9 protein-coding genes are annotated in these 11,997 nt (G+C 73.0%); 3 read left to right on the top strand and 6 right to left on the bottom strand.

Annotated features, from left to right (window positions below; translation table 11 throughout):
* Positions 1–414 precede the first annotated feature (414 nt).
* From AB0H21_RS17545 to AB0H21_RS17535, 3 genes are all read left to right on the top strand, one after another.
* A complete protein-coding gene (locus AB0H21_RS17545; protein WP_358517368.1) occupies positions 415–1,200 on the top strand; it encodes a CHAP domain-containing protein in 786 nt (261 codons plus the stop codon).
* 317 nt (positions 1,201–1,517) lie between these two features.
* Positions 1,518–4,154 (top strand): LuxR C-terminal-related transcriptional regulator, encoded by a 2,637-nt coding sequence (locus tag AB0H21_RS17540; RefSeq protein WP_358517366.1) that lies wholly within the window; start codon positions 1,518–1,520, stop codon positions 4,152–4,154.
* A gap of 113 nt (positions 4,155–4,267) precedes the next feature.
* Positions 4,268–5,602, top strand: a complete 1,335-nt coding sequence (locus tag AB0H21_RS17535; protein WP_358517364.1) for an alkyl sulfatase dimerization domain-containing protein — start codon at positions 4,268–4,270, stop codon at positions 5,600–5,602.
* Positions 5,603–5,707: 105 nt separating this feature from the next.
* Here the strand turns inward: AB0H21_RS17535 and AB0H21_RS17530 are convergent, their stop codons facing one another.
* The 6 genes from AB0H21_RS17530 to ispG form a co-directional block, all read right to left on the bottom strand.
* Positions 5,708–6,097: a DUF3037 domain-containing protein gene (locus AB0H21_RS17530; protein WP_358517362.1), complete on the bottom strand. Its 390-nt coding sequence runs from the start codon at positions 6,095–6,097 to the stop codon at positions 5,708–5,710.
* Entirely contained in the window at positions 6,094–6,846 is a 753-nt protein-coding gene (locus AB0H21_RS17525; RefSeq protein WP_358517360.1) for a HipA family kinase, read from the bottom strand. The genes AB0H21_RS17530 and AB0H21_RS17525 overlap by 4 nt, the downstream gene beginning before the upstream one ends.
* 76 nt (positions 6,847–6,922) lie before the next feature.
* A complete protein-coding gene (locus AB0H21_RS17520) occupies positions 6,923–7,765 on the bottom strand; it encodes a GNAT family N-acetyltransferase (protein ID WP_358518019.1) in 843 nt (280 codons plus the stop codon).
* A 48-nt stretch (positions 7,766–7,813) separates the two neighbouring features.
* Complete coding sequence (locus tag AB0H21_RS17515) at positions 7,814–9,403, bottom strand: alpha/beta hydrolase (RefSeq protein WP_358517358.1); 1,590 nt, start codon at positions 9,401–9,403, stop codon at positions 7,814–7,816.
* 174 nt (positions 9,404–9,577) lie between these two features.
* Complete coding sequence (locus tag AB0H21_RS17510; RefSeq protein ID WP_358517357.1) at positions 9,578–10,690, bottom strand: PP2C family protein-serine/threonine phosphatase; 1,113 nt, start codon at positions 10,688–10,690, stop codon at positions 9,578–9,580.
* A gap of 115 nt (positions 10,691–10,805) precedes the next feature.
* The gene (gene ispG, locus AB0H21_RS17505) at positions 10,806–11,975 is read right to left on the bottom strand and encodes a flavodoxin-dependent (E)-4-hydroxy-3-methylbut-2-enyl-diphosphate synthase (protein ID WP_358517355.1); all 1,170 of its coding nucleotides are present in this window, start codon (positions 11,973–11,975) and stop codon (positions 10,806–10,808) included.
* Positions 11,976–11,997 lie beyond the last annotated feature (22 nt).

Raw genomic sequence — 11,997 nt, 5'->3', positions numbered from 1 at the left:
AGCTCCTTCTCGGGCACGTCGGTCAGGACGACCGCGTCCACCAGGTCGCGGACCTGCTGGGCGAGGACGGCGAGCGCGGCGAGCCGGGTCTCGTCGCCGGACTCCTGGGGCTGCGCAAGATCGGGCACCATGCCGCCGATTCCAGGCCGCCGGACCGAACGATCTTCCAACCTGACCGTTTTAGTCATCTTTGGGTAAAGGATTCCGATTCGAGGAATGCCCCGCCGAGGGCCTCACGGGGACCGGAAACCCCGGCCCCGCAGGCGATCCCGCACCCGGCGTCCGCCGCCAGGGGGGCGGATCAGCCCTCCTTGGCACGCTTTTGACCTGCGCTTTTCCTGACTAAGGTCCTGCCTCACCGAAGACCTGGCGTGCCCCAGCGCCACGGGAACAAGCGGAAGGTCCCTCGCTTCCATGTCGTCTGAACTGCAGAACATGATCGACCTGCTGAAGTCCCAGCTCGGCTACGGCGAGCAGGGAGGCGGGTACACGAAATACGGAGACTGGTACGGCAAGACGGTCGAGTTCGACTCGGACTACTCGGCCCAGCCCTGGTGCGACATGCTCCTGTCGTGGGCGGCGCACAAGCTCGGCTACGAGAAGTGGTTCGGCCAGTTCGCCTTCACCCCGAACCACGCCCGGTGGTTCGTCGACCACAACGCCTGGGGGCACCACCCCGAACCCGGCGCGGTCGTGTTCTACGACTGGAGCGGCTCGGGCACCGTGGACGGCATCGACCACGTCGGCATGGTGATCTCGGCCGACGACGACGGCACCATCCACACGATCGAGGGCAACGTCGACGGCGGGCACGTCAGGGAGAAGACCCGCGACCAGAGCTACGTCGTCGGCTACGGCTACCCCGACAAGGTGAAGATCGCGATGCGGGGCGAGGCCGCCGGGAAGACGTCCGTCAGCGACGCCAAGACCCTGGCCCTCACGGCCGCCGAGACCTCGCTGAACCTCCCCGGCCAGGCCTCGCACCAGCCCGGCCCCGGCGCCGCGGGCGCGCTCGTCCTGCTCGCCCTCCTGCTCGTGGTCGCCTGCCTGCGGGTCACGCGCCTGTCCACCCGGCTCGCGCACGCCGCCACCGGCCCCCGGGGACGTGACTCTGCCTCGCCCGAGCCCGCCCACTGCGCATCCTCCCGGACGCCGCCCAAAGGGGCGCCCCGAACCGCCGCTCCGGGGGCGCGGCAATAGGCACAGTTCGGGGCGCGGCGGTGTTCTGGAGTCCTCACGCGCGAGTGTGAGGAACGATCCCTCGCGGGTGAGGGCGGAAGAACGCCGCCAAAAGGGGCGCCCCGAACCGCCGAGCGGAGCGCGGCAATAGGCACTGAAACATCACTTTCTCAACATCCACGACGCGGTGGAGCGCGAATACCCAGAGAAATCGACGCGCCGAGAAGTGAGCCGATGACCCCACCCCCACATGCCGATGACACCCCCCGCCGAACCCTCCCCGCCGCGCCCGCCGTCCCCCGCGCGGTGCCGCGAACGGCGGCCCGGGGCGGTGAAGGGTGACCGAACACTTAGATGGCGCCGACCGCGCCGCGATCCTGCGCCGGTTCGAGACCGCGCTCCTCGACCCGCCCGTCACCCTTCTCCTCCATGGCGAGGCCGGCATCGGCAAGACGCACCTGCTGGCCGAGACCGAGGAGCTGGCCAGGTCCATGGGGTACCGCGTGCTCCACGGGCAGGCGCGCGACTTCGGCAGCGGCCTCGCGTACGCCTCCCTCACCGAGGCGCTCGGCCCGCTGCGCGACGACCCGGCCACGAGCGAGCCGTACACCGAGCTGGTGGAGGCCATCGACCAGGCCGCGCTCGGCGTCCTCGGCGTCGCGCCCGCCGTGCGCACGGCCAACCTGCTGCGGCGGCTCCCGGGCCGCACCCTGCTCGCCATCGACGACCTGCACCTGGCCGACCCCGACACCCTCGGCGCGCTGTCCCTGCTCCCCCGCCGGGTGTACGGGCTCGCGGTGGCCGGGACGGCGCGGCGGCTACCGGCGATGGACGCCGACATCGTGGCCGGGCTCAGCCCGCTGTCGTTCGGCGAGGTCGCCGCGCTGGTCACCGGCCTGCTCGGGCGCACGCCGAGCGACGCCATAGTCCGGCACGTCCACGACGTGAGCCGGGGCAACCCGTGGTTCGTCCGCGAGGCCGTGCTGACGCTCGTGCACGGCGGCGCGGTGCAGTCCGCCTACCCCGGCCCGCGCAGGGGCGCGATCCTCGGCCGCCTGTTCCAGCGCGACCGCGGCGGGCGCGGCCTGGCCCGCGTGCTCGCCGCGCTGCGCCGCACCCGGCCCGCGCGCATGGCCGACCTGCCCGACCTGGCCGAGATCGCCGGACTGGAGGTCGGCGAGGCCGAGCGCGCCTTCGACGGGCTGGTCAGGGACGGGCTGCTGCTGCCGCTCGACGACGACACCTTCGAGTTCGCCCACCCCCTGGTCGCCGAGGCGCTGTACGCCGACCTCGGCCCGGCCGAGCGCCGCCGCGTGCACGCCCGCATCGCCGCCCTGCTGCACCGGCAGGGCCTGGGCGGGACGCGCAGCGTCCTGGAGTGGGCGTCCCACCTGGCCGAGGGTGGCACGAGCGCCGAGGCGCTGCCCGCCGTGCTCCGCGCCGCCGAGGTGACCCGCTGGACCGCTCCGCTGTCGGCCGGCCACTGGTACGGCAGGGCCGCCGAACTCGCCCCCGTCGCCGAACGCGGCGTCCTGCTGGCCCGGCAGGCGCTGTCGTACTGGAAGGGGTCGCGTCCCGTGGAGGCGCTGCGCGCCGGGCAGGCCGCGCTCGCCGTGCTCACGCCCGGACGCCGCCACACCCGCACCGCCCACACGATGGTGAACGCCGCGCACGCGATGGGCCGCTACGAGCTGGCCATGTCGATCGTCGCCGAGCAGCTCCCGGTCGCCGACGACCGGACCGCGCTGCTCGCCCAGCGCGCGGTCATCGGCACCCAGCTCGGAATCGACTCCCGCGCGCTGGTGGCCGAGGCGTGGAAGACGGTGGGGACCTGCCCGCCCGAGGACCTCGTCATCGCGCTCAGCGCGCTCGCGGGCGACGCGATGATCAGGGGCGACTGGGCGGCGACCGAGCGCGCGCTGGACACGCTGCTGTCGGCGTCCGCGGCGCTGCCGCCCGGCGCGCGGCTGGCCGCGCTGGAGTCGGCGGCGCACATCCTGGCGAGCGGCGGCGTGCGCACCCGTACGCTGGGCCTGCTCTCCGAGGCCGAGCGCATCTACAAGGGGCTCGGCTGGCGCGACATCGCCGGCCAGCACGTGCGCACGATGGCGGTGGTGCGCAGGCTCGGCGGCGAGTGGGAGCACGCGCTCCGCGACCTGCGCGTGGACGCCGTCGCCCTCGCCGACGCCGGGCTGCGGGAGAACGCCGCCCTGCTGCGCAACGTCGAGCTGGACATCCTGCTCGACCAGGGCCGCTACGACGCGGCCGAGCCCCTGCTGGCCGACCCGCCGCCGAACTGCGTCTACCAGCTGTCGCTGCGGAAGATGTTCAGGGCCAGGCGTGCGTTCTACGCCCTCGGCGACCGGGCGACGGCCGCGCGGCTACTCGACGAGGCCGTCCGCGACGGGCCTCCCGACGTCGTCCACCGCGCGCTCGGGGTCCGGGTCGTCATGCTCATCGTCGCGGGAGACGACGACGGCGCGCGCACGGCCGCCGTCACGCTCGCCGAGTCGGCCCGCACGGGGACGCCACGCGCCCGGCTGATGGGGACGCTGGCGACGGCCGCGGTGTTCAAGGACGCCTCCCGGGCCGAGGCCGCGCTGGAGACCGCACGCGCCGACGGCCTGAAGTTCGAGGAGGCGCGGGCGCGGTACGTCCTCGGCGTGATCGGGGACGGGCGGCAGCTCGTGCGGGCGCACGGGATGTTCGGCGACCTGGGCGCGGCGCCCTGGCGCGACCGGGCCGCCTACCGGCTCCGGGAGGCCGGGCTCGCCCCGGCGCCGTCCACCGCGCTCACCGCCGCGGAACGCCGGGTCGTCGAGCTGGTCGCGGACGGGCTGTCCAACCCGCGGATCGCCGAGGAACTGCACTACAGCCGCAAGACGGTGGAGGTCTACCTGTCGCGGGTGTACGCCAAGACCGGGCTGCGCTCGCGCGTGGAACTGGCCCTCGCCTACGAGCGCGGCGAGGTGTAGGGCGGCGAGCTGTGGGGCGGATTCCCCGCGGAGGGCACGGGATGGGCAAAGATCCGGAGATGTAGGGAACTCCCTACTGCGGCGGCCCGGCCGCCCGGGTCAGGCTTGTCGGCATGAGATCACCGATCCTCGACCACGCCGACAGCGTCTGGCGGGGGGTGGTGAGCCCGCAGGCGGTGCCGCTGCGGGACCTGCGCTCGAGGGGGGTGCAGGAGGTCGCCGAGGGCGTGGTGATGTGGCCCGCCTTCGGCAACGTGTACGGCATCAGGGGCGATGGCGGTCTGGCTCTGTTCGACACGGGAAACCTCGTGGACGCGCCCACCATGCACGCGGCGATGCGCGCCTGGTCGGACGAGCCAGTCCGCTACGCGATCTTCTCGCACGGGCACTTCGACCATGTCGCGGGCCTGCGCCCGTTCGAGCGCGACGACGGCCCGCGCCCGCTCGTGGTCGCGCACGAGGACGTCGCCGCCCGGTTCGCCCGGTACGCCAGGACCGCCGGGTACAACACGGTGATCAACCAGAGGCAGTTCGGCTTCTCCGGCCTGAGATGGCCCATCTCATACCGGCAGCCCGACCTCACCTACCACGACCGGCTCACCGTCTCGCTCGGCGACGTGACCTTCTCGCTGCGGCACGCGCGCGGCGAGACCGACGACGCCACCTGGGCGTACCTGCCCGAGCGCGGCGTGCTGCTGACTGGCGACCTGTTCGTCTGGGTCACGCCCAACGCCGGCAACCCGCAGAAGGCCCAGCGCTACCCCGACGAGTGGGCGGTCGCGCTGCGCACGATGGCGGCCCTGGACGCCGAGGTGCTCCTGCCCGGGCACGGCCTGCCCATCGCCGGGGCGGCCCGGGTGCGGCAGGCGCTCATCGACACCGCCGACTACCTGGACAGCCTCGTCGAGCAGACGCTGGAGCTGATGAACGCGGGGGCCCGGCTGGACGAGATCGTCCAGGCCGTGCGGCCCCCGGAGGAGCTCGCCCGCCGGCCGTACCTGCAGCCTCACTACGACGAGCCGGAGTTCGTCGTGCGCAACATCTGGCGGCTCTACGGCGGCTGGCACGACGGCAACCCGGCCCACCTCAAGCCGGCCCGGGACGAGGTGCTCGCCCGGGCGCTGGCCGGCCTGTCCGGCGGCGCCCCGGCCCTCGCGGCGCGCGCCGCCACCGCCGCGGCGGACGGCGACCTGCGGCTGGCCTGCCAGCTCGCCGAGTTCGCCATGCAGGCCGACCCGCACGACCACAAGGTGCACGAGATCAGGGCCCGGGTCTACACGCTGCGGGTGCGGCAGGAGACATCCGCCATGGCGCGGGGCGTCTACACCTGGGCCGCGGCCGAGTCGCGCAGCGTGATCACGTCCAAGGACCTGCTGGACGTGTACCAGGAGATCGCGGGCGGGCACATGTGGTGGGTGCCCCCGGCCGGCCCGGACGCCCCGGAGTGACCCGGAGCGGTGGAGTCGAGCTTGCCCTTCGTCGGCACGGGCGCGCGGGGGGCGCGAATCGAGCCGGGGTGCCCGGCCGGTCCCGGGACGGCTTGCCCTGATCGTCTATCGCGTGTGCGTGGCCCGGCGCACCAACCGGTCGAGAAGATCCTCCAGCTCGGCCTCGGGATCGGCGGTGAGCCCGGCGTGCACGGGGCCGGCCTGGACGATCGTGCTGCGCGGCGCGGTCAGCCAGCGGAACCTGCTGCCCAGCGACTGCGCGCGCAGCGCCTCGGACTCACCGGCGCAGGCCCGCTCGTACGCCGCGAGCGCCCTGCGCACCCCCTCGACGTCGGCGTCCTCGTCGAGCGTCCTCAGCCGCCGCTCGTCCAGCTCCGTGCGGGCGCACAGGAAGTCACGGGGCTGGCAGTAGAGGATCACGCCCGCGTTGATCAGCTCCCCGCGCACGACGCACGGCACGACCCGGATCACCGCGTACTCGTAGACGTCCTTCACGCGGCCACCTCCGGGAGCCAGGCGCGGGGGGCGGCGGCGCGGGTGAGCAGGTGGTCGACGTAGGCGTCGCGGACGGCGGCGGCGTCGTCGAAGCCCGGCTCGTCGTCCAGCCACTCGTCCGGGACCAGTGCCGTGACCGTGCGCAGGAGGTCCTCGGTGATGAGGCCGGGCAGCTCGTCGTCGGCCTCCTTGAGCCGCTTCGCGAACGGCGCCATCACGTGGTCGCGGGCGTCGAACGCGCGCCTCGGGTCGGCCGTGCGCCAGTTGTGGTGGAACCACAGGGCGGCGCCGTGGTCGATCAACCAGGTGTCGCCGTGCCAGACCAGCAGGTTCGGGTTGCGCCAGCTTCGGTCGACGTTGTGGATCAGGGCGTCGAACCAGAGCAGGCGGGAGGCGAAGTCGCGGTCGGGCGTCCAGGCCAGGGGGTCGAAGCCGAGCGCGCCGGGCAGGAAGTCGACGCCGAGGTTGTGGCCCTCGCTGGCCTTGAGCAGGTCCTGGACCTCCTGGTCGGGCTCACGGGCGCCGATCTGCGGATCGAGATCGACGATCTTGAGGTCGGGAGTGCGCAGGCCGAGCCGCCGGGCCAGCTCCGCGCAGATGATCTCGGCGACCAGCACCCGGCGCCCCTGCCCGGCGCCGCGAAATTTCACGACATAGGTGCCTAGATCATCCGCCTCGACGACGCCCGGCAGTGACCCGCCCTCCCGCAGCGGGGTCACGTACCGCGTCGCGGTCACCAGTTCGATCACCCGCCAAGGTTACCGGCGCCGCCAGGCCACCCCGTCCCCTGCCGCTCCACCGCGGCGCCGGGGACGGACCGGCCGCTCAGAACAGGACGGACATGAAGGTGTCGACCTCTTTGAAGCCCACCTTGCGGTACGCGGCCCGCGCGGCGACGTTGAAGTCGTTCACGTACAGCGAGACCACCGGCGCGACGTGACGCAGCGTCTGATCGACGACCGCCGCCATGCCCGCCACCGCGTGCCCCTGGCCCCGCCGGTCCGGATGCACCCACACGCCCTGGATCTGGCACACCTGTGGCGTCACCGCCCCGACCTCCGCCTTGAAGACGACCTGGCCGTCCTCGATGCGAGCGTACGAGCGGCCGATGCGGATCAGCTCGGCCACCCGCGAGCGGTAGAGGGCGCCGCCGTCCCCGAGGTCGGGAGAGATGCCGACCTCCTCGGTGAACATCGCCACGCATGCGGGCAGCAGCGTGGCGAACTCGTCGGGACGGACCTGGCGCACGAGGGGGTCGGGTGGGACGGGCGACGGCGAGGACGTCGCCATGACGGGCTGGGCCCAGCGGATCGCCCGCGCCTGGCCCCAGTACGGCTCCAGGCGCTCCCAGAGCTTCTCCACGGCCTCCGCCGGGCCGACGATCGAAGAGCACCGGCGGCCCTGCCTGCGGGCGCGGTCCGCGAAGGCCTGGACGGCTTCGGGTCCCGCGTTGACCGGAACCAGGTTGGCCCCGGAGTAGCACAGAGACGTCATCCCACCGCGCGGGCCGAACCCCCACATCTGCCCACCGAGACGGGCCGGGCTGAGACCGACCGATCGCACGCGGGAGGCGACGAAGACGTTGGCGACGGGGTCCGCGTCGAGGATCGTGAGCACCTCGTCACGGTCCTGGTCGTCGAGCACGCGCGACGCCGATGTTCGCAGCATCACGCGCATTAGCCTACGCGACCGGCCCGATTTTGGAACGAAGCGACCCTACTGGCCGGCGATCACCTTGGTCAGCCGCAGGTGGCCGGCCCCGCGCTCCGCCGGGGGCAGCGGCCGCGGCTCCGGACCGGCGGCGCACGTGGCGTCCGCCCTGCGTCCCGGCTGCCGCTGGGCGCCTCCCGGGACACTTCCGTCCCGCAGGTACGCGGCCAGGTAGCGGTTGACGCACGGGCTGCCGCCGAGCGACACGCCGTGGTTGCCGCCGCCCTCCTGGAGCAGCCGCGCGCTCGGGAACCGGGAGCGCACGCGCAGCGCGCCGGCGTACGGCGTCGCGGCGTCGCGGTGGGACTGGACGAGCAGGATCGGCGGCAGGTGGCCGGCGGCGTCGCCGACGTGGACGGGTTTGCCGCCCTTCTCGGGCCAGAACGCGCACGGCGCGTTGTACCAGGCGTTCGGCCAGGCCATGAACGGCGCCCTGGCGTCCACCTTCGCCGTGTCGGCCGTCCAGCGCGCCCAGTCGCGGGGCCACTCGGCGTCGCGGCACTGCACCGCGAGGTACACCGCGTAGTTGTTCTCGGCGGCGGCATCGTGGTCGACGTGCTGCCGGTAGGCCGTCACCAGCCCGTCGGGCTGCCCCTTCTTGGCGTAGGCGGCGAAGGCGGCGGCGAGCTGCGGCCAGACGATGTCGGTGTACCCGCCGACGGTGAAGATGTCGTCCAGCTCGCTGGGCCCCACCGGGCCGGCCGGCCTGGCGGCGAGCCGCTCGCGCATCGCGGCGTAGGCGGCCGAGACCTCGGGCTGGGTGCGGCCGAGGTGGTAGTCGTCGTTGTGCCGCGCCACCCAGGCCAGGAACTCGCGGTGACGCCGGTCGAAGGCGTAGTCCTGGGCGATGTTCGCGTCGTACCACACGCCCTCGGGATCGACCACGCTGTCCAGCACCAGCCGCCGCACCCGGTTCGGGAACAGCGTCGCGTACACCGAACCGAGGTAGGTGCCGTAGGAGTAGCCGAGGTAGCTGATCTTCTGCTCGCCGAGCGCCTGGCGGATCGCGTCCATGTCGCGGGCGGAGTTCTCTGTGGTCAGGTGGGGCAGCAGCCACGACCAGCGCGCCCCGCACGCGTCGGCGTACGCCTTGGCCCTGGCCACCAGCGCCGCCGCGGCGGCGTCGTCCTTCGGCACCTGGTCGGCGCGGGGGGCGGCGAAGTGCCTCTTGGGGTCGACGCAGCTCAGCGCCGGCTCGCTGCCCCCGACGCCGCGCGGGTCGAAGCCGATCACGTCGTACCGGGCGGCGACGTCCTTGGGCAGCGCCGCCGCGACGTACCGGGCCAGCGTCACGCCGGACGCCCCCGGGCCGCCGGGGTTGACCAGCAGCACCCCGAGGCCGTTCTGGTCGTGCGAGGCGGAGCCCTTGATGCGGTTGACGGCGAGGGAGATGGCCGGGCCGTTCGGCTTGGCCGGGTCGAGCGGCACCTTCACGGTCGCGCACTCGACTGTCGCCGCAGACTTCGACCCGGGGCAGGACCCCCACGTCACCGCGTCGCGGGGGGCGGCCACCGCCCCTCGCGCCCCTGACGTCAGGCCGGCGACCAGCGCGATCGGCACCGCCATGCCCACGACAACTCCGAGAACCCGTCTCACCCTTGCTCCTCCGCTCCTGGGACAGAGGCGATGCTCCCGGATGGGACCGCCCCCGACCGCCCGCACGAGCCGTTCTTTACCAATCCGTAGTCGTGCGATTGCCCATTGTAGCCATCGGGAGCACTGCTCCGAACCGGGGCTGGATGGCGCTTCACACCCCCGCGACGGGGTGTCTCACCCGGGGAGACGCTGGATGGCGACCATGGCCGCGTCGTCGCCGAGCCGCCCGCCGACGTGGGCCAGCAGATCGTCGCGGACGTGCGCGACCAGCGACTCGGGGCCGTCACAGCTCCAGGAGGCGAGCCGGTCGGCGAGCTGGTAGAAGGTCCCGGCGGGGCAGCGGGCCTCGACAACCCCGTCGGTGTAGAGCAGGAGGAGGTCGCCCGGCTTGAAGTCGAAGGTCTCGGTCAGGTATGCGGCGTCGTCGCCCAGCTCACCGAGGCCGAGCGGCGGCGCGGGGGTGGCGACCTGCATGGTCATGATCCGCCCATCGCGGATCATCAGCGGCGGCGGGTGTCCGCAGGCGATCAGGTGGACCACGGGCAGCTCCTCGGGGACCTCCAGGACGGCGGCGGTGATGAAGTTCTCCGAGATCTCGCCGGACTCCTCGGCGTGCTCCTCCAGGTCGGCCCGGACGCTCTCGTCCAGGTAGCGCACGACCTCCGGCAGCGTGGCGTGACTGCGGGCGGCCTCGCGGAACGCTCCGAGCAGCAGGGCCGCGTCCGAGACCGAGGGCAGCCCCTTGCCCCGGACGTCCCCGATCAGCAGGCGGGAACCGCCGTCCGCGCGGGCGGCGGCGTAGAGGTCGCCGCCGATCTGCGCCTCCCGCTCGGCGGCCAGGTACATGGACGCCACCCGCAGGGACCCGAGCCGGGTGGGGAGGGGCCGCAGCAGCGCCCGCTGCGCGGCCTCCGACACCGACCGGACCCGTACCAGTTCCTCGCGGTGCCGATCGATGACCGTCGCGAACAGCACCAGGAACGCCGACACCAGCGCCAGCGCCGCGAGTTGCGTCTGCGCGCCGCCGAAGCCCAGGGAAGCGGCGCGCAATTCGAGCAGGATCTGGACGGCGAGAGCGACCGCGCCGACCAGCGCGGTGAGCTTGGGCCCCGCGAAGGAGGCGGTGATCGCCGGGGCGGCGACCAGCAACGGGCTGAGCTCGATCGTGGCCGGGGTGACGATGTCGGCGACCGCGATGACGACGATCAGCGCGAGTGGGATGGCCAGCAGGGCATTGCCGGACAGCCATGTCCGGGAGAGATCCGACGACCCTAGCCGAAATCGCACTCTTCCTGCATACACCCGTCGGCGACCGCTCAGGAAGGCCGGTACCGTCCAAGGCCGGGACCGCCGGAGACAGGCCCGAGGGACGACGGACGCCGCCCGCCCCGCGCCGGGCGGGTCATCGGACGACGACCTCCGGGCCGGGCGCGTCCTCGTCGTCCAGGTCGACGTCGACGCCCATCTCTTCGGCGAGACGCAGGGCCTCCTCGATCAGGGTCTCGACGATCTGGGACTCGGGGACGGTCTTGACGACCTCGCCCTTGACGAAGATCTGGCCCTTGCCGTTGCCGGAGGCCACCCCGAGGTCGGCCTCGCGGGCCTCGCCCGGGCCGTTGACGACGCAGCCCATGACCGCGACCCGCAGCGGGACCTTCAGCCCGTCGAGGCCGGCGTGGACCTGCTCGGCCAGGGTGTAGACGTCCACCTGGGCGCGTCCGCACGAGGGACAGGAGACGATCTCGAGGCCGCGCTCGCGCAGGTTCAGGGACTCCAGGATGCCGATGCCGACCTTGACCTCCTCGACCGGAGGGGCCGAGAGGGACACGCGGATGGTGTCGCCGATGCCCTCGGCCAGCAGGGCCCCGAACGCGACGGCCGACTTGATCGTGCCCTGGAAGGCGGGCCCCGCCTCGGTGACCCCGAGGTGAAGCGGGTAGTCGCACTTGGCGGCGAGCAGGCGGTAGGCCTGGATCATCACGACCGGGTCGTGGTGCTTGACGGAGATCTTGAGGTCGCGGAAGCCGTGCTCCTCGAACAGCGAGCACTCCCACAGCGCGGACTCGACCAGCGCCTCGGGCGTCGCCTTGCCGTACTTGGCCAGCAGGCGGGGGTCGAGCGACCCGGCGTTCACGCCGATGCGGATGGACACCCCGGCGTCGGCGGCCGCCTTGGCGATCTCGCCGACCTTGTCGTCGAACTTCTTGATGTTGCCGGGGTTCACCCGGACGGCCGCGCACCCGGCGTCGATGGCCGCGAAGACGTACTTCGGCTGGAAGTGGATGTCGGCGATCACGGGGATCTGCGACTTGCGCGCGATGGCCGCCAGCGCGTCCGCGTCGTCCTGCGAAGGGACGGCGACCCGGACGATCTGACAGCCGGCGGCGGTCAGCTCGGCGATCTGCTGCAGGGTGGAGTTGACGTCGGCGGTCAGCGTGGTGGTCATCGACTGCACCGAAACCGGCGCGTCGCCGCCCACCGGCACGGACCCCACCATGATCTGCCGCGACACCCGCCGCGTGGCGATCGGCTTGCTCCGTACCGCGGGAATCCCCAGATCAACAGATGTCATCTTTTCCAGCACCTTGGTCGCT

This window comes from Sphaerisporangium sp. NPDC051011 (genome assembly GCF_040653595.1).
Classification (GTDB): domain Bacteria; phylum Actinomycetota; class Actinomycetes; order Streptosporangiales; family Streptosporangiaceae; genus Sphaerisporangium.
This window is presented reverse-complemented; position numbering and strand designations above follow the sequence as displayed.